This window comes from Tateyamaria omphalii, from assembly GCF_014651375.1.
Taxonomy (GTDB): Bacteria; Pseudomonadota; Alphaproteobacteria; order Rhodobacterales; family Rhodobacteraceae; genus Tateyamaria; species Tateyamaria omphalii.
Window position 1 is genome coordinate 148,070 of sequence record NZ_BMWT01000004.1, and the last position, 21,434, is coordinate 169,503.

Genomic DNA, 21,434 nt, shown 5'->3' on the forward strand with positions numbered 1-21,434 from the left:
ACTGAGGGGCGTACATCATAATTAGTTTGACAATCGAATTAAATGGAGCAAATGTACGTTCAAGGGAGGATGTCGATGTATCTCGGACTTGATCTGGGCACGTCGGGCGTGAAGGCATTGTTGGTGGATGGCGATGGCCGCGCCGTTGGCAGTGCTGATGCGACCTATGACGTGTCGAACCCGCATGCAGGGTGGAGCGAACAGGACCCGGCCGATTGGGTTGCGGGTATCGCCGCTGTGCTGGCGTCGTTGCGGCAAGAGCATCCGTCAGCGTATGGTGCCATCAGGGCGCTGTCCTTTTCCGGTCATATGCATGGCGCGGTCATGGCTGATGGCGCTGGTGCCGTGCTGCGCCCCTGTATCCTTTGGAATGACACGCGCAGCCATGTCGAGGCGGCGGCCTTGGATGCCGACCCGATCGCGCGCGCTGTGAGTGGAAACATCGTATTCCCCGGCTTTACCGCACCCAAGCTGGCCTGGGTCGCAAAGAATGAACCCGACATATTTGCCCGGGTGGCCCGGGTCATGTTGCCCAAGGACTACCTGCTGTGGTGGTTGACGGGCCGCTATGCGACCGAGATGTCGGATGCGGCGGGCACCGCGTGGCTGGATGTCGGTGCGCGGGCGTGGTCGGATGACCTGCTGGCCCTTGGGTGCATGTCCCGTGACCAGATGCCAGACCTTCTGGAAGGCACGGATATTGTGGGTGAGGTGCAGGCGGCGCGGGCTGATCTGGGCCTGCCTGCAGGCTGCAAGGTTGTCGCGGGTGGCGCAGACAATGCCGTGGCCGCCTGTGGTGTGGGCGCCTTGGGTGAGGGGGATGGTTTTGTGTCCCTTGGCACGTCTGGCGTCGTTTTGGCAGGGCGCGGAAGCTATGCACCCGATGCGGACAGTGCGGTGCACACCTTCTGCCACGCGGTGCCGGGGCGTTGGTATCAGATGGGTGTGGTTCTGGCGGCAACCGACAGTTTGAACTGGTTGAGCAGGATCACCGGGCAGGGGGCGGGTGAGTTATCAGCCGCCTTGGGTGATACGCTGGCAGCACCGGGCAGCGTGAAATTCTATCCCTACCTTTCGGGTGAACGTACACCGCACAATGACGCGCAGGTGCGTGGCGGGTTTACCGACCTCGACATCGCGTCGGGCCCCGAAGACCTGACCCATGCGGTGATGAGCGGCGTAAGCTTTGCCCTGCGCGACAGCTTTGAGGCGCTGAAGGCCACGGGTGCGCACCTGCCCTCTGCCCTCGCCATCGGGGGCGGTAGCCGGTCTGACTACTGGACGCGGATGCTGGCCACGACCCTGAACATACCGTTGGAGCGGCCCGATGAGGGCGCGTTCGGTGCGGCCCTGGGTGCTGCCCGGATTGCCATGTGCGGTGACACCGGCGCTGACCCGGCAACCGTGATGACCAAGCCGCCGATTGCTGATGTAATTCACCCGCAGGCCGACCTCGTTGCGGCCTATGACGATGCTTATTCTGCCTTTTCAGGCGCTTACCCCAAACTGAAAGCCATGCCATGACCACTGGATTCTTTGACGCCGTCCCACCCGCCACATTCGAAGGCCCGGACAGCACCAACCCGATGGCCTTCCGCCACTACAACCCCGACGAAATGGTCATGGGCAAGCGGATGGAGGACCACCTGCGCTTTGCCGTTGCCTATTGGCATTCCTTTGCGTGGGAAGGTGGCGATCCCTTTGGCGGTCAGACCTTTATCCGCCCATGGCACCCGCAGGACGATATGGGCCGCGCTAAGATGAAGGCCGATGTGGCGTTCGAGATGTTTGCGCGCCTTGGTGTGCCTTACTTCTGTTGGCATGACGCGGATGTGCGGCCCGAAGGGGCGACGTTTTCCGAAAGCCTCGACCGGTTGAACGAGATCACGGACTACTTTGGCCCGAAAATGGAAGAGACGGGCGTGGGCCTGCTCTGGGGCACGGCCAACATGTTCAGCCACCGCCGTTGGATGGCTGGTGCGTCGACCAACCCCGATCCGGATGTGTTTGCCTATGCTGCCGCCACGGTGAAAGGGTGCATGGATGCGACCCTGAAGCTGGGTGGCCAGAACTATGTGCTGTGGGGTGGTCGCGAGGGCTACGAGACCCTGCTTAACACCGACATGGGGCAGGAGCTGGACCACATGGGCCGCTTCCTGTCGATGGTTGTCGAATACAAGCACAAGATCGGGTTCAAGGGTCAGATTCTGGTTGAGCCCAAGCCGCAGGAGCCGTCAAAGCATCAGTACGATTTCGATGCTGCGACATGCATCGGATTCTTGCGCAAGTACGGGCTGGAGGATGAGGTGAAGCTGAACCTTGAGCAGGGGCACGCTATTCTGGCCGGTCATTCGTTCGAGCATGAGATTGCGGTGGCCGCGTCTGACGAAATGCTGGGGTCTATCGACATGAACCGCAACGACTATCAGTCCGGCTGGGACACGGATCAGTTCCCCAACAACGTGCCCGAGGTGGCGTTGGTCTACTACCATATCCTCAAGGCGGGTGGCCTTGGGCTGGGGGGCACGAACTTTGATGCCAAGCTGCGCCGTCAATCGCTGGATGCCGAGGATTTGATTGCCGCCCATGTCGGTGCCATGGACATTTGCGCCCGGGGTCTGAAAGCTGCGGCTGCGATGATCGAGGATGGTGGTTTGGAAGACGCGTTGAAGGCTCGGTACGCGGGTTGGGAGAGTGCCGAAGCACAGGCGATGCTGGGTAGCGATTTGGCGTCGATTTCGGATCGTGTGATTTCCGACGGGATCGAACCGCAGCCCCATTCGGGTCGGCAGGAGATTTTGGAGAACTATGTCTCGCGTTTCGTCTAAGGCGCTTGCCTTTGCGGTGATGGCGGCCCCGCTGTGGGCCGCCGATTTGCCGTTTGAGGAACCTGTGTTCCCAGCGGTCGATAGTGCGCAGGTCGAACTGGGGCGTTTGCTGTTCTACGATCCGATCCTGTCCGGGTCGAAGACGGTGAGCTGCGCCACCTGTCACCATCCGAATTTTGCCACCGGTGACGGGGTGTCGCTGGGTTTGGGGGACGGAGCCAAGGGGCTTGGCCCGGACCGGGTGGCGGACCCGGAGAACTTGCCCGAACAGCGCATTCCACGGAATGCGCCGCCGCTGTTCAATCTTGGGGCCACCGAATTCACGGTGTTTTTCCACGATGGTCGCTTGGAGGAGGATGCCGGTCGGCCCTCGGGTATCCGGACGCCGTTGGGATCGGAGATGGAGATGGGCTTTGCCTCGGCCCTGTCCGCCCAATCCATGTTTCCGGTGCTGTCTGCGGATGAGATGGCTGGGCACTATAGCGAGAACGAGGTTTCTCAGGCGGTGCGCCAGGGGTTGATCACCGGTCCGGGCGGGGCATGGGATTTGCTGTCGCAACGGATCGAGGCGATCCCGGAATACCGTGCTCGCTTTGATGAGGTGATCGGGGAAGGGGCCATCCACTTCACTGACATTTCCGATGCGGTCGCCGCCTTCCTTGATTTTGAATGGCGTGGGGTTGCCAGCCCATTCGACCTCTATCTGCGCAACGGGACCGAGATGGAGCCTGCCGCCATGCGTGGCATGGACCTGTTCTATGGCCAGGCGCAATGTTCGACCTGCCACTCCGGGCGCTTCCAGACGGACCATGATTTCCACGCCATTGCCATGCCACAGATCGGGCCGGGCAAGGCCGCCCGTTTTGAAAGCCACGCGCAGGATACAGGCAGAATGCGGGTGACCGGCGATCCGGAAGACGCCTATGCCTTCCGTACACCGCCCTTGCGCAACGTTGCGCAAACAGCACCGTACGGACATAGCGGGGCTTACGCCACGCTCGAAGCCGTCGTGCGTCACCATCTTGACCCTGTGTCCAGCTTGCGCAGCTACGACATTGCTCAGGCGATCATGCCGGGCTTCGATGCTGACGATTTGCGCGTGCTGTCCGACGAGGCCGAGATGGACCGGATCGCGGCGGCCAACGATCTGGCGCCAATCGCACTTCGGGATGACGAGGTGGACGATATCCTCGCCTTTCTGAACGCGCTCACTGATCCACAAAGCATCCGTGGTGCGCTGGGTGTGCCGACATCGGTGCCAAGTGGTCTACCGGTGGATCAATAACTGAGGTTCCGGCTTCTTCTGACTGCAAATACCAAGGGGTGAGGCCACAGGCCGAGGGGCAGAGCCCCTTGGTTCACTGGGCAAACACAACTGTGGCGTTGGCCTGCACATTCTGCCAATCGCTCCAAACCTGATGCGGCCATCGCACGCGCAACCGTACCGTCTCAGCATCGCCCAACCCGAAATGCTGCGGCCCCGCCACACCACCTGCATGACCACCTCCGACTGTGATCTCGCGTGCTTGAACGGTTGCTCCGTCATCGACCTCGATCCACGCGCCGACGGCTTGGGTGTTTGCGCCTTCCTGCATCACAGACACCGAAAGCCAGTTTCTTGTTGCTTCGCTCACGTTCTGCCAGATCTCAAGCGGTGCGCGCCGGTTGACGACGGCAAGGTCAAGCAACCCGTCCCCGTTGAAATCGACAAGGGCCGCGCCGCGCCCCCGGTGCATAGATGCGACCCCAGCCGTGTCTCCGACTTCGACAAAGCTGCCATCTGTCTGACCAATCAACAGGTTGTTCGGGTCGTCCATTGCCAAGCCCGGCATTTGCTGCACATTGCCCTTGGCGATGAACGAATCATCAAAACCATCGTTGTTCACGTCCCCAAAGGCGATATGCCAGCCGGTTGAAGGTCGCCCGTCGCCGCCCGTGTAGGGCCGGTGAGCTGCGGTGCCCATGTCAAAAGGCACATCCTGAAACCCCGGACCGTCACCCACCTGCTTCATCAGCCGTTGATCGCCCATTGAGGAGAGGTACACCTCGTCCCGTCCATCGCGGTCCAGATCGCGCGCGGCTATGCCCATGCCCCACAGCATGTGGCGCGCCCAGCCGTCCGCTTCTGTGTAGAGCCGGGGTGTCTCTTCCATCGCCCAAAGCTGTTCTTCGCCGTCGCGAATATAGTAGTGGCGGTCATTCGACATGCGTAGGTCAGCGCGGCCCGTGCGGGACCAGTCGGTGAAAAGGATGGAGAGCGCACAAAACCCTGGGCTGAGGTCAGTTACTGCATAGGTCGCCCCGTCCGGGCGCCACAGGTGATTTATGTCGCAGGCTTCGAACGGCCCGTCGGGATCGCTGCGGTCCACGTAATGACCGAAGGCGAGTGTCGGCGCGGTCTGGCCCGCCTCCCAAGTGGCTGAAAAGGCCGTGCTCCAATGGTCATCGAAGTGAAAGGGCATTGGTTCAAAGCTGCAATCGCCTTGCCCCCGCAAGATGGTATCGGGGCCAACACGCAGCATAACCAGATCGAGGTGACCGTCATTGTCGATGTCCAGCGGATAGGCCCCGGTTGTGCCAGTCAGATCGAGTGCCGGGTCCTGTATCGGCTCAAAGGTCACGGTGTCGTCAGATATGTTCTTGAGCAACAAGGGCGGGTTTGATCCGCCAGCCGCAACCAGATCGGGTCTGGCATCGCCGTTGCAGTCCAGAACGGCGAGGCCCCCGCCGACAAAGTGTTCCCATCCCCCATCGTAGACGTGGTTTGGAATGTCGATCGGGGAAAAGCGGACGTCTGCTGCAAGGGGTTGGGATGCGCAGAGCAAAAGGGCGGCGAGCCCACCGCGCAGTACAGCAGCGTACACCTGCCCGTGAGCAGATTTTTTGAAGAATCCGGCCCCGTCACGCATCTTCCAGAGCCTCCACAGCCGTGTCCTGAACAAATTCAAGCGCATAGGCCGCAGCCCCTTTTGCCCACATCAGGTTGCCCCACTTGTGGACCACGACTTCGGGCGCGGGTTTGTCGATTTCGACGATACTCTTGCGCATTTCCTCGATCACCGTGTCGGCATAGAGGTGGTCGAACTGCATTTGCTCGCCAGCAAGGATCACCAGTTCGGGATCAAAGATGTTCACGAGGTTTGCAAGGCCCATGGCAAACATCTTGCCCGCCCGTTCGACGACCGTGCGGGCGGTTGCGTCGCCGTCCTTGGCCGCTTTCAGGACTGTGCTGACCGCCTGGCTGGTCGGCGTCGTCAGGCTCATACCGCCAACGCTGGAAGCCTCGCGCACCAGGGCGTAGTCAGCCACGTAGGCTTCGAGGCAGCCGCGTTGCCCACACCGGCAGAGCGCGCCGTCCAGATGCACCTTGGTATGTCCGAATTCGGCCCCGCAGCCCCGCGTGCCACGATAGAGCTGGCCGCCCAGAACCATGCCCATGCCCACACCGCTTTCGATGGTGATCACGATGAAATCCGAGTGGGATTTGCCCAGTCCAAAGGTCAGTTCCGCCATGGCGACGAGGTTCGCATCGTTGTCTAGGTAGACGGCCACACCAAGCGCGTCGCGCAATACGTCACCGAAGGGAACGTTGCGTTGATCCAGCGATGGCGACCAGTAGACCAGCCCGTGATCCGCATCCACAACGCCCGCCAGCCCGACGCCCACGCCTGAAATATCACCGCGATCATGGCCTGCCTTTTCAGCCAGTGCCGCCAGCCCATCGCGAATATGTGTGGCCAGATCATCTGGTGTCAGTCGCCCCGTCGGGATGGGGCATTCATGGTCGGCAACATGGGTGCCGTCAAACCGCATCAGAACCAGCGAAATGGACCGGTCGGATACCTTGAGACCGGCAATCAGATGGGCGTCGCCAGCGATCTTCAGATCGACCCGGGGGCGGCCACGTGCCGATTCGTCGGAGCGTGATTCGCGGGGCACTTCCTCGATCAACCCGCCGCGCAAAAGGTCGGCCGTGACGGACGTAACTGTGGCCCGGCTGATGCCGGTGTGTTCCGCAAGATCGATGCGTGGGACGGGCCCGCGCTGCGCGATCTCGCGCAAAAGCAGCCGTCTGCTTTCGATCTTCTGATGACCGAATACCATGATTTTATTCTCTTTTTTCCTCCCGTCGCGGGGCGATGCCTGCGACCCTTGGTAACGATGATGGCGGTTTTTTTGAAAGCTGTCCAATTTAATTTGCTTTTCGAATTTAAGTTGCTAACAATGGGTCACCCGCCGCAAAATCGTGACGGACGGGCATGTCTTTGGGAGGACACCTATGAAACGACGCACGCTACTTGGCGCCCTGGCGGCTGCCACAATGCTTACTTCGCCGGTTCTGGCTGACGGTCATGCAGTGACCGTGGGCGTGAGCTGGTCGAACTTTCAGGAAGAGCGCTGGAAAACAGATGAAGCCGCGATCAAGGCCGCACTGGACGCCGCTGGCGCAAACTACATTTCCGCTGACGCGCAATCGTCTTCCGCCAAGCAGCTGGCAGACATTGAATCGCTGATCGCGCAAGGTGCGAACGCGCTGATCATTCTGGCGCAAGACGCGTCCTCGATTGGCCCAGCCGTTCAGGCCGCAGCCGACGAAGAGATCCCTGTCGTCGCTTATGACCGTCTGATCGAAGACGCGCGTGCCTTCTACCTGACCTTCGACAACGTTGAAGTTGGCCGTATGCAGGCTCGCGCCGTTCTGGCTGCGCAGCCCAAGGGCAACTACGTTATGATCAAGGGCTCGCCCACCGACCCGAACGCGGACTTCCTGCGTGGCGGTCAGCAAGAAGTGCTGCAAGCGGCCATCGACGCCGGTGACATCACCATCGTTGGCGAAGCCTATACCGATGGCTGGGTGCCTGCGAACGCGCAGCGCAACATGGAACAGATCCTGACGGCCGCCGACAACAAGGTTGATGCGGTTGTCGCTTCCAATGACGGCACCGCGGGTGGTGTTGTGGCCGCTCTGACGGCGCAGGGCATGGAAGGTATTCCAGTGTCCGGCCAGGACGGTGACCATGCCGCTCTGAACCGCGTTGCAACCGGCACGCAGACTGTGTCCGTCTGGAAAGACGCACGCGCACTGGGCAAAGCCGCAGGTGAGATCGCCGTGTCGCTGGCCAAGGGTGAGGATGTCGACGGCGCAGCCGATTGGACATCGCCCGGTGGCACCACAATGACCTCGATCTTCCTTGAGCCGGTTCCGGTGACAGCGGACAACCTGAACGTCGTTCTGGACGCAGGCTGGATCGAAAAAGACGCGCTGTGCGCCGGGTCGTCGCTGGCAGTTTGCCAGTAAGGCCATATGATATCTCGCCCCGGCGCAACAGCGTGTCGGGGCGAACAAAGACATTCACCAGACATTGCGACACAATTTGACCGGGGGCTTTCCCACGGACGGATGCGTTGTGCCGCAGAAACCGGGTAACAAAGGGCAGGGGACATGGACGACCAGGCCAAATCAATGATGGACAAGCTGGGCCTTGATGCCCGGCTTTTGGGGATGATCGGGGCGCTTGTCGTCATCTGGCTCGTATTCGGTTTCTTTACCGACTGGCGCTTTCTGTCCCCGCGCAACTTTTTCAACGTGAGTGTTCAGACTGCGTCCGTTGCCGTGATGGCGACGGGTATGGTGTTCGTGATCGTCACACGCAATATCGACCTGTCCGTGGGCTCGCTTCTGGGCTTTATCGGCATGACAGTTGCCGCCCTGCAGGTGCAGTGGTTGCCGTCAATGCTGGGGCTTGGTCATCCGATGATCTGGGTCATCGGCGTGATCGCTGCCATCCTGATGGGCGCTGTTCTGGGCGCGATGCAGGGCTGGGTCATCGGTTATCTGACCGTACCCGCCTTCATCGTGACGCTGGGCGGTTTCCTGATCTATCGCGGCGCGATGTGGTGGGTCACCAAGGGCCAGACACAAGCGCCGCTTGATCCTGTCTTCCGCCTTCTGGGTGGCGGGGCCGAAGGGACATTGGGCGAGACGCTGAGCTGGGTGTTCGGCACCATCGCAGCCCTAGTCGCGGTTGGCATCATGCTGATGAGCCGCCGTCGCAAGGCGACCCATGGCTTTACCGTCAAACCTGTCTGGGCCGAAGGGATCCTGATGGCCATGGCCGCGGGTCTGATCATCGCCTTTGTCTGGATCATGAACAGCTATCCGATCCCACGTGGTGCCATGCGTCGCATGACCGAAGCCCGTGGTATCGAACTGACCGATGGAATGGTCTGGAACCACGGTGTCGCCATTCCGGTGGTGATCCTGCTGGCCGTGACCATCGTAATGACCATCATCGCCACACGCACACGCTTTGGTCGCTATGTCTACGCCACCGGCGGCAACCCCGAGGCGGCGTCTTTGTCGGGCATCGACACACGGTTGCTGACGGTCAAGGTCTTTGCCCTGATGGGGGCACTGACCGGCATCGCGTCGATCATCGCATCCGCCCGCCTGAATGCGGTTGATGTGGGTCTTGGCACGCTGGACGAGCTGCGCGTGATCGCCGCCGCGGTCATCGGGGGCACGGCCCTGTCGGGTGGCGCGGGCACGATCTATGGCGCCGTGATCGGTGCACTGATCATGCAATCGCTGCAATCGGGCATGGCCTCGGTTGGTGTAGATGCCCCGCTGCAGAACATCGTGGTGGGCTTCGTGCTGGTCTTCGCCGTGTGGGTCGACATCGTTTATCGTCGTCGCGCAGGCGTCTGAGGGAGGACTTTGATATGACAACACCTCTTGTCGAAATGAAGGACATCTCGATCAGCTTTGGCGGGATCAAGGCGGTGGACCACGTGTCGGTCGACCTGAAACCGGGCGAAGTTGTGGGGCTGCTCGGCCACAACGGTGCGGGCAAGTCGACACTGATCAAGATCCTGTCTGGTGCCTATGCCATGGATACCGGTGAAATCCGGATAAATGGTGAAAAGGCGACCATTAACAACCCGCGTGACGCGCGGACCTACAATATCGAGACGATCTACCAGACGCTTGCGCTGGCCGATAACCTTGATGCCGCGTCGAACCTGTTTCTGGGGCGCGAGTTGGTCAACGCCATGGGCTTTGTCGATGACGACGCGATGGAGGCCGAGACCCGCAAGATCATGGCGCGGCTCAATCCGAACTTCAAAAAGTTCAAGGACCCGGTCAGCGCCTTGTCAGGTGGTCAGCGTCAGTCCGTGGCGATTGCGCGCGCCGTGTACTTCAACGCGCGCATTCTGATCATGGACGAACCGACTGCGGCCCTTGGTCCACACGAGACACAGATGGTGTCGGAACTGATCCAGCAGTTGAAGGCCGAGGGCATCGGAATCTTCCTGATCAGCCACGATATCCATGACGTGATGGAGCTGTGTGACCGGGCGTCCGTGATGAAAAACGGAAAGCTGGTGGGGACTGTTGACGTTGCCGACGTGACGGACGATGACCTGCTCGGAATGATCATCTTGGGTAAGAAACCGGGCGAATCGTAATGCAAGACACAGGGAAGCTCGATCAGGCCATTGGCCTGGTCGCCGATGTTGGTGGAACAAATACGCGACTGGCGTTCGTGGGCCGTGAAGGGGTCATCGCGGACACGGTTGTGAAATGTCCCAACGCCGATTTCGGCAGTTTCCTTGATCTTGCGACCCACTACCTGGACGGACGGTCTGTGCCGTCGCACGTTGTGATCGCAGTGGCTGGCCCTGTGGCGGGCGATCGTGCACGTCTGACCAATCGCAACTGGGATTTCGATGCGGGTGCCCTTGCCGCTGCGTTCGGAGCGGACGAGGTGGTTCTGATGAACGACCTCGAAGCTCTGGGGCAAGCGGTGCCGACCGTTGCCCCCGATGCGGTTGAACCCTTGCATGACGGTGCTGCCCTTGGCGGCGCCGGACAGGCGCTGGTGGTTGGATTGGGTACGGGGTTCAACGTATCTGCCGTGAACATGGAAAGCGGGACGGTGTTCACCTCTGAGCAGGGTCATGCCAGCCTTCCAGCCAACGTGATGTCAGTTCTTGGGGCGCACATGCCAGACACATCGCGTTTCGACAGTGTTGAGAACCTGTTTTCCGGTGTGGGTCTGTTGCGCCTGGCGCATGTCATCGGTGTGGATGTGGACAGTGCTGAGCAATTGGCCAAATCCGATGATCCGCGCGCCCGTGAGGCGCTGGAGGTTTGCACCGAGGCCTTTGGTCTGATGGTGCGCGAGTTGGCCTATTCCTATTTCCCGCGGGCTGGTCTGTATTTCAACGGGTCGCTGGCGAAGTTCCTGATGGCGCCAGAGCGGCGCCAACGGGTTCTGGCGCCTTTGCGGGCTGACGACAGTTTCGACGGGCAGTTTGCCCGCATTCCCGCCTTCCTCTTTGTGTCGGACACCGTCGCGTTGGGCGGCTGTGCTGCGCGGTTGTTGGCGCGGGTCAGCTAAAGCTCAGATCGACACGTCCGAAGCTGCCGAAATCCGCGTGGATATCGGTGCCGGGTGGGCATTCTATGGGTCGGATGAAGCTGCCGGACAGGATCACCTGGCCCGCCTTGATCGTGTTGCCATAGAGCGCCATGCGCCGCGCAAGCCAGACGACACTTTCCACCGGATCGTTCAGCACGCCTGCCCCGAGTCCTGTTTCCTCAACCGTGTCGCCCACTGTCATAATGGCACCCACCCAGCGCAGGTTTTCAGGCGGGTGGCGTTCGGTGCCCATGACGATGCCCGCATTCGCAGCGTTGTCGGCGATAGTGTCGAAGACCTTGCGCGGTTGGCCTGTGGTTGGGTCAGCACGCAGGATGCGGGTGTCGAGGATTTCGAGAGCCGGAGCGACGTAATCCGTTGCCGCCAGCACCTCATCGCGGGTCACGTGTTCGCCACCGATATCGGATTTCATGACAAAGGCGATCTCTGCCTCGATCCGTGGTTGGATGAAGCGGCCTGTGGGAATGGTCGCGCCGGTGTCGAACTGCATGGATCGTGTCAGCACGCCGCTGTCGGGGATGTCGATGTTTAGTGCCATCTGCATGGCGCGGCTTGTCAGCCCGATTTTCCAGCCGATGACCGGGTCGCCCGCGGCAACTTTGGCCGCAACCACTTCGCCTTGAATGGCATAGGCGTCGTCCATCGTGATGTCCGGGTGCGCGACGGACAGAAGGCCGATCTGTTTGCCGGTTTGTTCCGCTTTGATGAGCGCCTGTGCTGCGGCCTTGTGGTCTTCAGGTCTCATCCACGACCTCGCTGCGCAGGGTGCCGATGCCTTCGGCGGTTACTTCGACAACGTCGCCGGGTTTCAGGAACTTGGGCGGGTCGAAGCGTGCCCCTGCGCCCGTGGGTGTCCCCGTCACGATGATGTCGCCGGGAACAAGTGTGGTGAAGGTCGAGATGTAGGCGATCTGGCGGCGGATCGGGAAGAGCATGCGGCTGGTGCGGTCGTCTTGTCGTAGCTCGCCGTTCACATGAGCTGTCAGTCGAATGTCGTCCAGTTGCGCGGCGGCCGTGAAAGGGACAAGCCATGGGCCCATGGCCCCGGAGGCGTCCCAGTTCTTGCCTTGCGTGACGTTGAATTTGGCGTGGCGCACCCAGTCGCGAATGGTGCCTTCGTTGCATAGGGTGAGGGCGGCGATGTGGTCATAGGCGTCGGCTTCGGCAATGCGCCGTCCACCCTTGCCGATCACAACGGCAATCTCGCCTTCGTAGTCCAGCTTCTCACTTTCCGGAGGGCGGATGACGGGTTGGTTGTGCCCGGTGAAGCTGCGCGGGAAGCGCGGAAAAAGGGACATGTTGGGCGGTGCTTCTTGCCCATCCTTGTATTCGGCATTGCGGTCGGGGAAGTTCACGCCGACGCAGATGATCTTTTCCGGGTTGGGGATGGGGATGTCATATGTGACATCGTGATGCGTGGCGGTGCAGCCTTGCGCGGCTTTCGCGAGGGCGTGCAGCCCGTCATTTTCGATCACGTGTCGCAAGGTGATCCACTGCGGGAAGTTTGGCGACAGTGGGATCATCCCGCCATCCGTCACGGCGCCATAGTATTGGCTGCCCGCCATCGTGTAGGTGGCGAATTTCATAGACCCCTCGCAATTTCGGTGATCGTGTCAAAGGCCGTGTCGAAATCGCGTTCCTCGCAATCGAACTGTCCGGCCTGAAAGCGGATGACCTTTTGCCCGTCCACAAGCGTTTGGGTCAGGTAGATGCGCCCGTCATCGTTGATGGCATCCACAAGGCGCTGGGTGTCGTCGTCTGACGCGCCAGCAACCTTGAAAGTCCAGAGTGACAGGATCGGTTCTGTGACGACCTCGAAATCATCCTGTGCCCGTAGACGTTCGCATAGGGCCTGACTCCATTTGACATGGTTGCGGATGCGGCTGCGCAGACCGTCCATCCCGTAGTGCCGCATCAGGAACCACAATTTGAGCGCGCGGAAGCGGCGGCCGAGTGGGATCGACCATTCGGAATAGTCGATGATGTCCTCGGCCCCGTGGGTTTTCAGGTATTCGGGGCGGATGGCGAGGGTCTGGCGCAGCTGGTCCGGGTCACGCAGGAAATGCGCGGCGCAGTCGAATTGCGCGCCCAGCCATTTGTGCGGGTTGAAGACGATGCTGTCGAATCGGTCGGCGCCGGTCCAGAGGGCGCGGAATTCGGGGCAGATCATGGCCGTACCGGCCCATGCCGCGTCGAGATGGGTGTAGATGCCGTGTTCTTCGGCCACGGCAGCGACTGCTTCAAGGTCGTCACAGGCGCCCATGCCGGTGGCGCCAGTGGCTGCGATGATCCCGGCCGGGATGCGACCTGCTTGCTTGTCTTCAGAAATGGCGGCTTCAAGGTCCAGTGGGTCCATGTGGCGCAGATCGCCCGTTGTGCGGATTTTGACCAGATTGTCCTGTCCGATGCCGGCGACCCAGATGGCCCGGTCAATGGAGGTGTGGACCTGATCCGAGCAATAGATGCGGAGTTGAGGCTGCGCGTGCAGCCCTTCGATATTGCCGCGAAACTCCAGCGCGCGTTCGCGCATGGTGAGGACGGCAGCGAGCGTAGCGGATGAGGCGCTGTCCTGAATGACGCCTTGATAGCCATCCGGCAGGCCAAGACCCTGACGCAGCCAGGCCATCATGCGGGTTTCCATTTCGGTCGCGGCCGGAGAGGTCTGCCAGAGCATGCATTGTGGCGCGATGATGGAGGTCAGGAATTCGGCCAGAACCGACGCGGGCGCGGCGTTGGAGTTGAAATAGGCAAAGAAGCGCGGGTGCTGCCAATGGGTGATGCCGGGCATCACAATGCGTTCGAAGTCTTCCATGATCGCCGCCAGATCGGTGCCATCCTCGGGCGGTGCGTCCGCAAGTTGTGCGGCGATCTCTCCCGGCTTTGTTTGCGCGCGTACCGGGCGGTCGCGGAGGGTGGTGTGGTAGTTCACCCCCCAATCGGCTGCATCCTTGGCGTGTTTGGCAAAATCGTCCCAGCTCATGGTCTCGTCCTTTCGGGCGGGGCGCACGGCACGTGCGCCTTACGGGGTAAGGCGGAGGTGTCCTCCGCCAGGGTCAGGGTGCCACGATGGGCTGTGCTTTGAGAAGGGGTTCAGAGGTGTCCACGCCATCAAACAGGCTGCCCTCTTCGAACCAGCTGCGCGGGGCGGGGGCACCCCAAAGCGTTTGGCGCTGCGGGTCCTTGAGATCCCATTTGATTGGCTCGTGGTCGGGGTCCACGGTCTGGTAGTCGGAGCAGTAGATTTCGATTCGGTGTCCGTCGGGGTCGCGGACATAGAGAAAAAAGGCGTTCGAGATGCCGTGCCGCCCCGGACCCCGTTCGATGTTTTCGCGGTAGCCGGTCGTGCTCATCAGGTCGAGCAGGTCGATGATGTTGAGCGGGTTGGGCACCCAGAAGGCCGAATGGTGCAGGCGTGGGCCAGTGCCGTTGGTGAAGGCGATGTCATGCACGCCGCCCTTGCGGTGCATCCACGCCGCCCATGTTTTACCGGTCTCTGCATCTTCGGTATATTCCGTCGTGCGGAACCCCATTTGCGTGTAGAAGGCCACGGCCCCGTCCACATCGGATGAAAACAGGTTGAAGTGGTCGATGCGCAGCGGTTTGACACCTCGATAGAGCGCATATTTCTGTGCCATTGTCGGCAGCCGGTCCATCTGAACATAGAATTCGAGAGGTATTCCCCACAGATCGGTGGTTTGCAGGACCCGGCCCATGAAGGGGCGGTTGATCCAGTCCGTGGGGCGGCCCTGTTCGCGGAACCATGCCTCGGCCTTGTCGAGATCGGCGTGGTCGTAGAGCTTGAAGCCGAGCCTTGCGACATTGGCGCTGCGCGCTTGGGTCAGGATGATGCAATGGTGCCCCCGTTCCTCCATCGCGCGCAGGTAGATCGATTGATCATCTTCATGCGTGATCTGAAGGCCCAGCGTATCCACGTAGAAGGCACGCGATGCTGCGAGGTCTGTCACCCGGTATTCCACGTGGCTAAGCCGCACGATGTTGAAGGGCGGGTAAAGCTCGGGCGGGGGGATCGGCATCGGCTGTTCCTAAATGGGGCGGCTGCGCCGCGCGCGATTCATTTTTGGGAATGAGGGACGCTGTCCCTCAAACTCCCTGTGGTATTTGGAGCCAGAAGAAGCATCAGATACCCAGACGTGGGATTTTCGGGTCACCGGTGGCGATGCCGATGTGCTTCTGTTCCATGTAGAATTCGAATGACCAGTCGCCTCCATCGCGCCCGATGCCGCTGGCTTTCATGCCGCCAAACGGTGTGGGCAGGTGCCGGACGTTGGCAGAGTTCACCCAGATCATGCCAGCTTCGAGCCCATCGGTGAACCGCATGGCGCGGGTCACATCAGCTGTCCAGACATAGCCTGTCAGTCCGTAGGCCGTATCGTTGGCGATCTGCAGCGCCTCTTCTTCCGTTTTGAAACGGATGGAGGTGAGGACCGGACCGAAGATTTCCTCTTGGGCGATCTTCATGTCGTTGGTGGCGTTCGTGAACAGGGTTGGTGCCACGAATTGACCGGTGTCGCCCACGCGCGTGCCGCCCGCCGCGATTGTGGCCCCTTCGGTCGTGGCCATGTCGAAGCTGGCCATGACCTTGGCCCTGTGCCCTTGGTGGATCAGGGGACCGATTTCGGTTGCCGGGTCCAGCGGGTGGCCCACCTTGATGGCCTTGGCGCGCGCTGCGAGCTTTGCCTCGAAGTCATCCGCAATGGTGTCCTGCACAAGCAGGCGTGAGGATGAGGTGCAGCGTTCGCCATTGAGCGAGTAGATCATGAAGATGGCGGCATCGAGTGCAGCGTCGAGATCGGCGTCATCAAAGACCACAACCGGGTTTTTGCCGCCCAGCTCGAAGTGCACGCGTTTCAGAGTGGGCGCGCCCTGCGCCATAATGGCCGATCCTGTCTTGGACTCGCCCACAAAGGCAATGGCCTTGATGTCGGGGTGTTCGGTCAGGGCTTTGCCCGCCTCTTCGCCCATGCCGTTGACGACGTTCCATACGCCCGGTGGCAGGCCTGCCTCTTCTGCGATCTCGATCAGGATACGAGCAGTCCAGGGGCTGAGTTCGGCGGGTTTGTGGACGACTGTGCAGCCTGCGGCGAGGGCGGGGGCGATTTTCCATGTGGAGAGCATGAACGGCGTGTTCCACGGTGTGATGACCCCTACGGCGCCAATGGGCACGCGGGTGGTGATGTTCATCAGCGTGGGCGATGGCAGCGCTTGCCCATCGCGTGCCGAGGGCGCGCGGTCTGCAAAGAAGCGGAAATTGGCGGCACCGCGCAGTGCCGCCTTGGACATGAAGCGCAGGGCCTGACCTGTGTCCCAGCATTCGCTAAGGGCGATTTCCTCGGCGCGGGCTTCGATCCCGTCAGCGATGGCGTGCAGTATGCGCTTGCGATCAGATGCCGGCATGTCGCGCCATGCGGGGAAGGCGGCCTTGGCTGCTTGGGCCGCGGCATCCACATCTGCGGAGCTGCTGCGGGCCACGCGCGCAATCTGGCTGTCGTCGACGGGCGAGGTCGTGTTGAACCAGTCTCCTGTGGCGGCAGGTTGTGCCTTGCCCGCGATGTGATTGAGAATGCCGGTTTCACCAATCCGGGTCAGATGTGGTGCCAGTTTTGCAATATTGTCCTGAAGCGCAGACATAGCCGTCCTTTTTTGGCAATGGTTCATATAATGAACCCTTGGATGCAAAAATATATTGCAAGGGGATTGCAGGTGCGTCAAGCTTGATCCCATGTCCACCATTGCAAAGGCTCTTGGTCTTTTGGACCTGTTCAGTGACGCGCATCCCCGGCTGGGGTTGTCGGACGTGCAGCGTTTGACCGGGCGGGACAAAGCGACGGTGCATCGGCACCTTGTGGCCCTGGAACGGGCGGGCTTTCTGGAGCAAGATGCGGCGACCCGTGCCTACAGGCTTGGCCCTGCGCTGACCCGGTTGTCGGGGATCCGCGCGCGCACCGTGCCGGAGGTCGAGATGGTGCGCAGCGTGATTGACGTGTTGAGCCGTGATGTTGGTGAACTGGTTCACGTCAGTCGCGTGCAAGGGTTCGATCTGGTCCACGTTCATCACGCTGAGGAACATGACCACCCAGTGCGCGTTGCCTTTGACGCATATGGTCTGCCACCCCTTTTTGCCACCGCATCTGGCAAAGCTTACCTTGCTTTTTCTCCGGGTGGTCTTCTGGAGCTTGCCATTGCCGATCCGCGTACATGTCTGCCGGGAACTCCGGCGCCAGATCGGCGTGAGATTGAAGCAGAGCTGAAACAGATCGCCAGCCTTGGCTATGCCCGGAACCGCGATGCCCTGCGCCTTGGCGTCTCTTCTGTTGCGATCCCGGTTTTTGATGGAGCTTCCCGTGCTTTCGCCACCTGTTCGATCGCGTATCCCACGGGACGGGGCGGTAAGGGGACCGAAGCGCGGCTGGCGCGGCTTTTGATGCAGCGTGGACGGGACATTACCGAAGCCATGGGCGGCGTGGTGCCGCCGCATATCCTCGACCTCTGGACCCCGAGCCGTGAAAGGGCTGCGTCATGAAGGACAGCAACTTTCTGAAGGAACACAACGCCCGCCAGTTCTGGCACCCTATGGCGCACCCCGCCGACAGCATGGCGAACCCGCCGACGATCCTAACAGGCGGCGATGGCGTGTTCATCACCGACGTGGACGGCCATCGCAGCATTGATGCCGTCGGTGGGCTTTGGAACGTAAACTTGGGCTACTCCTGTCAGCCAGTGAAGGACGCGATTGCGGGACAGTTGGATGCGCTGCCCTACTATTCGACCTTCCGCGGCACATCGAACGACAAGGCGATTGAGTTGGCTTACTTGCTGGCCGAGTTTTTTGGCCCGGATGGCATGACCCGCAGTTTTTTCACAAGTGGCGGGTCCGACAGCATCGAGATTGCGTTGAAACTGGCCCGGCAATACCACCGCATCCGGGGAGATGAGGCACGGACCAAGTTCATCAGCTTGGACAAGGGCTATCACGGCACGCACTTTGGCGGTGCGTCGGTCAATGGCAATGCCAAGTTCCGCAACACGTATGAGCCGCTCATGGCCGGCTGTTTTCACATTCCGGGCCCGTATCTCTACCGCAATCCATTCGGCACTGATGATCCGGCTGAGCTGGCGCGCCTGAGCGCGGGAATGCTGGAGCGAGAGATTGCCTTTCAGGGCGCCAACACCATTGCAGCTTTTGTGATGGAGCCGGTGCAGGGGGCAGGGGGAGTGATCTCGCCGCATCCCAGCTTCATGCCGCTGGTTCGGGACATCTGCGACAAGCATGGTGTCCTATTGATCGCGGATGAGGTGATCACCGCATTCGGTCGTACAGGGGACGAGACAGGATCGCGCCACTGGGGTGTGCAACCGGACCTGATGTGTACGGCAAAAGCCATTACAAACGGGTACTTCCCCTTTGGCGCCGTGATGATCGCGGACCACGTCGCGGCGGTTTTTGAAGATGATGAAAGCGGGGTGGGTTCCGTCGATTCCGGCTACACCTATTCCGGTCACCCCGTTGGGGCCGCCGCCGCCGTTGCGGCCGTGGAAGAGACGATACGTATCCGGCCATGGGAAAACGCGAGCGCGCGTGGGGCCGAGTTGAAGGCGGGGCTTGATGCGCTTGCTGGTCGCTATGATCACATCGGGGACGTCCGTGGCGAGGGTTTGATGTGTGCCATCGAACTTGTCAGCGATCGTGGCAAAAAGACCCCCGTGGGTAAGGCGCTGCCGCTGGTGTTCCAGAAGGCAGCTTACGAGGACGGTGTGATGATCCGGGTATCGGGCAACAACGCCATCTTCTCTCCGCCCTTGGTCATTGATGCGGGGCATGTGCAGAAAATACTGTCCGCGACCGAAACAGGCCTGAAGGCCATGGCCGAGGCGGCTTGAAGTCTCGGGTCGCATCCCCAGCGCCACGCAGCGCAACGGTGGTGCGGCCCATCCGGTCAGAGACCACGGGTCGCGCTTTTGCCAGCGCGTGCCCGCCGGACACCAGGATCAATGTCACCGACGTTACGGATTTCCGGCGTGGGCGAGGGGATCCGATCTTTTCCCTGTTCATGGCGGTGCTGGCCCTGTTTTTTCTGGTGTTCTTTTTCACCCAGACAGGGTGGGAGGACCGCAAGCTGCCGCAGAACATGGCGCGCTACTGGATGGACCAGTTTGGCGTAACCGAGCCGGAGGGACGGACGGCGCGCTTGGGCCGCATCCTCAAGCAAAGCTGGGTGGCGCCGTTGATGTGTCTGGCGGTTTTGGTACCTGCTGCCCTGTGGAACCTGCGCGGGGCGTGGCGGGCACAGGCGTGGCGGCAGCGGTTCAAGCAGCCAACCGACGTGGCCTATGAACTGGGTCAGTGGCTGCGCGCGCTGGAATATGTGGTTTGGTTCGTGGCCTACACATTGCTCGTGCCAGTGCTTGGGTATCTGGTGTCCACCCTGCTGCTTGGCACGCTTTTGCCGTGGCGCCTTGGCTATCGCGGCGCGCGTTGGATGTGCATCTGCCTTGCGGCGAGCCTCGCCATCGTTCTGGTCTTTCGCACTGGGTTGCAGATCAAGACACCCGTCAACATCTGGCTTTATGACCTGCTGCCGCAGCGCATGGAGACGTTCATGCAGGTGTGGTTCTGATGGAGGCGTTCTGGGCCGGCCTTGATAACCTTGCCAGCTTGCCTGTGCTGGTGGCGATCCTGATCGGGTCGGTCGGTGGGTTGGCCATCGGGGCCGTGCCGGGGATCGGGCCTGCCATCGCCATTGCGATCCTTCTGCCTGCGACCGTGTTTCTGGATGATCTGGTGTCGCTGGTGCTTCTCTTGGGTGTTTACGGGTCGAGCATGTATGGCGGCGCGATCCCGGCCATCCTGATCAACACGCCGGGCACGCCGGTGAATGCGCTGACCACCTATGACGGCTATGCCATGACGCGTCGGGGCGAGGCGGCGCGGGGCCTGTCGCTGGCCTATTCCGCGTCTTTCTTTGGGGGATGCTTTTCTATCCTGCTGGGGCTGGGCGCGCTGATGCTGTTTGGCCCATATCTACGGGATCTGGGCGCGCTGTTCGGGCAGCGCGATATCTTCATGGCCGCGGCCTTGGGTGCCGTTCTGCTGATTGCAGCGCATCGCAAGACGATGGGGATCGCTGCGCTGCTTTTTGGGCTTGGGTTTCTCATTGCACTGGTCGGGCGGCAATCGCTCAAGCAGATCGACCGCTATACCTTTGGGGTCGAATACCTGTATCCGGGCTTTAACCTGATCGTCGTGATCGTGGGTATTTTTGCCATTTCACAGGCACTGTTCCTGCTGACGGGCAAGGATGCTGATCCACCCGAAGCACGGCTCAAAGGTGGGTTGCTGCGCGGGTTCGGAGAGCTGAAGAAGCATCCGGCCGTGGCCACGATCAGCGCAGGCTATGGCACGATCATGGGTATCATCCCCGGTGTGGGCGAGTTCGTGGCGCAGTTCTTCAGCTACTCCACAGCACGGGCCATGTCGAAAGAGCCGGGTAAGTTCGGGCGTGGCGCGCCCGACGGGTTGATTGCGTCTGAGGCCAGCAACAACGCAGTGCCCGCTGCCGCCATGGTGCCGCTCTTGGCGCTGGGCGTGCCCGGCGAGGCGCTGACGGCCATGATGATGGTTGTGTTCTTTGATGCGGGCATCAAACCCGGCCCGGATATCTTCGAGAACAACCCGGACTTCCTGTTCTCTCTCTTCATCGCGCTTTTGATCATCAACGTCTTGGTCATCCTGACACTGCTGGTGTCCACGAAATGGATCGCGCGCATCATCTATGTGCCGAACCGCCTGCTGGGCGCGTTCATCTTGATCCTCGCTTTCGTCGGCGTCTTTTCCATCCGCAACTCCTTTGCCGACTGCATGTTCGCCGCTGGTTTCGGGTATCTGGGTTTTATCCTGCGCCGTCTTGATTGGCCGCTGGTGCCCATCGTACTGGGCCTCGTCCTTGGCTCTATCATGATCGAGAAGCTGACGGCGGGCGCGGGACAGATCAAGACCGTCTTCGATCTGGTCAACCGGCCTGTGTCGGGCACGCTTTTTGTTGTCATCCTGATCGTGATTGGTATCACGATCGCCCAAAGCCTCCGCACGAAGAGGTTTGAACATTAACCACAAAAGCAAAAAACAAACTCAGGGAGAGTA

The 21,434-nt window shown here is 61.0% G+C and carries 18 protein-coding genes; 11 read left to right on the plus strand and 7 right to left on the minus strand.

Going from position 1 to position 21,434, the window contains the following annotated elements:
- Nucleotides 1-75 precede the first annotated feature (75 nt).
- The 3 genes from xylB to IE087_RS14780 are packed head-to-tail and all read left to right on the plus strand — an operon-like array spanning nucleotide 76 to nucleotide 4,113.
- Nucleotides 76-1,524 (plus strand): xylulokinase, encoded by a 1,449-nt coding sequence (xylB, locus tag IE087_RS14770; RefSeq protein ID WP_189370136.1) that lies wholly within the window; start codon nucleotides 76-78, stop codon nucleotides 1,522-1,524.
- The gene (gene xylA / locus IE087_RS14775; protein ID WP_189370137.1) at nucleotides 1,521-2,828 is read left to right on the plus strand and encodes a xylose isomerase; all 1,308 of its coding nucleotides are present in this window, start codon (nucleotides 1,521-1,523) and stop codon (nucleotides 2,826-2,828) included. Before xylB ends, xylA begins: the two co-directional genes overlap by 4 nt.
- On the plus strand, nucleotides 2,809-4,113 hold the full coding sequence (locus tag IE087_RS14780; RefSeq protein ID WP_189370138.1) for a cytochrome-c peroxidase: 1,305 nt from the start codon (nucleotides 2,809-2,811) through the stop codon (nucleotides 4,111-4,113). The genes xylA and IE087_RS14780 overlap by 20 nt, the downstream gene beginning before the upstream one ends.
- Before the next feature lie 73 nt (nucleotides 4,114-4,186).
- Here IE087_RS14780 and IE087_RS14785 read toward each other — a convergent pair whose 3' ends face one another.
- Together IE087_RS14785 and IE087_RS14790 are read right to left on the minus strand one after the other, a co-directional pair.
- The gene (locus IE087_RS14785; protein WP_189370139.1) at nucleotides 4,187-5,737 is read right to left on the minus strand and encodes a CRTAC1 family protein; all 1,551 of its coding nucleotides are present in this window, start codon (nucleotides 5,735-5,737) and stop codon (nucleotides 4,187-4,189) included.
- Nucleotides 5,730-6,932 (minus strand): ROK family transcriptional regulator, encoded by a 1,203-nt coding sequence (locus tag IE087_RS14790; protein WP_189370140.1) that lies wholly within the window; start codon nucleotides 6,930-6,932, stop codon nucleotides 5,730-5,732. Before IE087_RS14790 ends, IE087_RS14785 begins: the two co-directional genes overlap by 8 nt.
- Nucleotides 6,933-7,149: 217 nt before the next feature.
- On the opposite strand from IE087_RS14790, the gene xylF reads away from it, so the two are divergent.
- The 4 genes from xylF (at nucleotide 7,150) to IE087_RS14810 (ending at nucleotide 11,233) form a co-directional block, all read left to right on the plus strand.
- Entirely contained in the window at nucleotides 7,150-8,127 is a 978-nt protein-coding gene (gene xylF, locus IE087_RS14795; RefSeq protein ID WP_229801419.1) for a D-xylose ABC transporter substrate-binding protein, read from the plus strand.
- A gap of 144 nt (nucleotides 8,128-8,271) precedes the next feature.
- Nucleotides 8,272-9,537, plus strand: coding sequence for a sugar ABC transporter permease (locus tag IE087_RS14800; protein ID WP_189370142.1), 1,266 nt, complete (start codon nucleotides 8,272-8,274; stop codon nucleotides 9,535-9,537).
- A gap of 14 nt (nucleotides 9,538-9,551) precedes the next feature.
- Nucleotides 9,552-10,298 (plus strand): ATP-binding cassette domain-containing protein, encoded by a 747-nt coding sequence (locus IE087_RS14805; RefSeq protein WP_189370143.1) that lies wholly within the window; start codon nucleotides 9,552-9,554, stop codon nucleotides 10,296-10,298.
- Entirely contained in the window at nucleotides 10,298-11,233 is a 936-nt protein-coding gene (locus tag IE087_RS14810) for a glucokinase (RefSeq protein WP_189370144.1), read from the plus strand. The genes IE087_RS14805 and IE087_RS14810 overlap by 1 nt, the downstream gene beginning before the upstream one ends.
- Here IE087_RS14810 and hpaH read toward each other — a convergent pair.
- The 5 genes from hpaH to hpaE form a co-directional block, all read right to left on the minus strand.
- Entirely contained in the window at nucleotides 11,226-12,020 is a 795-nt protein-coding gene (gene hpaH, locus IE087_RS14815) for a 2-oxo-hept-4-ene-1,7-dioate hydratase (RefSeq protein ID WP_189370145.1), read from the minus strand. The two genes, IE087_RS14810 and hpaH, sit on opposite strands and share 8 nt — an antisense overlap.
- On the minus strand, nucleotides 12,010-12,861 hold the full coding sequence (locus IE087_RS14820; protein ID WP_189370146.1) for a fumarylacetoacetate hydrolase family protein: 852 nt from the start codon (nucleotides 12,859-12,861) through the stop codon (nucleotides 12,010-12,012). Before IE087_RS14820 ends, hpaH begins: the two co-directional genes overlap by 11 nt.
- Nucleotides 12,858-14,255, minus strand: a complete 1,398-nt coding sequence (locus IE087_RS14825) for a pyridoxal phosphate-dependent decarboxylase family protein (RefSeq protein WP_189370147.1) — start codon at nucleotides 14,253-14,255, stop codon at nucleotides 12,858-12,860. Before IE087_RS14825 ends, IE087_RS14820 begins: the two co-directional genes overlap by 4 nt.
- A 73-nt stretch (nucleotides 14,256-14,328) precedes the next feature.
- The gene (gene hpaD / locus IE087_RS14830) at nucleotides 14,329-15,309 is read right to left on the minus strand and encodes a 3,4-dihydroxyphenylacetate 2,3-dioxygenase (protein WP_189370148.1); all 981 of its coding nucleotides are present in this window, start codon (nucleotides 15,307-15,309) and stop codon (nucleotides 14,329-14,331) included.
- 103 nt (nucleotides 15,310-15,412) lie between these two features.
- A complete protein-coding gene (gene hpaE, locus IE087_RS14835) occupies nucleotides 15,413-16,924 on the minus strand; it encodes a 5-carboxymethyl-2-hydroxymuconate semialdehyde dehydrogenase (protein ID WP_189370149.1) in 1,512 nt (503 codons plus the stop codon).
- 91 nt (nucleotides 16,925-17,015) lie between these two features.
- Here hpaE and IE087_RS14840 point away from each other — a divergent pair, with 91 nt between their 5' ends.
- The 4 genes from IE087_RS14840 to IE087_RS14855 are packed head-to-tail and all read left to right on the plus strand — an operon-like array spanning nucleotide 17,016 to nucleotide 21,401.
- Complete coding sequence (locus IE087_RS14840; protein WP_189370150.1) at nucleotides 17,016-17,816, plus strand: IclR family transcriptional regulator; 801 nt, start codon at nucleotides 17,016-17,018, stop codon at nucleotides 17,814-17,816.
- Nucleotides 17,813-19,174 carry an aminotransferase class III-fold pyridoxal phosphate-dependent enzyme gene (locus tag IE087_RS14845; RefSeq protein WP_189370151.1) on the plus strand — a complete coding sequence of 454 codons (1,362 nt, stop codon included), beginning with the start codon at nucleotides 17,813-17,815 and terminating at the stop codon, nucleotides 19,172-19,174. Before IE087_RS14840 ends, IE087_RS14845 begins: the two co-directional genes overlap by 4 nt.
- Nucleotides 19,171-19,911, plus strand: coding sequence for a tripartite tricarboxylate transporter TctB family protein (locus IE087_RS14850; RefSeq protein ID WP_189370152.1), 741 nt, complete (start codon nucleotides 19,171-19,173; stop codon nucleotides 19,909-19,911). The genes IE087_RS14845 and IE087_RS14850 overlap by 4 nt, the downstream gene beginning before the upstream one ends.
- Complete coding sequence (locus IE087_RS14855; protein WP_189370153.1) at nucleotides 19,911-21,401, plus strand: tripartite tricarboxylate transporter permease; 1,491 nt, start codon at nucleotides 19,911-19,913, stop codon at nucleotides 21,399-21,401. The genes IE087_RS14850 and IE087_RS14855 overlap by 1 nt, the downstream gene beginning before the upstream one ends.
- Nucleotides 21,402-21,434: the final 33 nt, after the last annotated feature.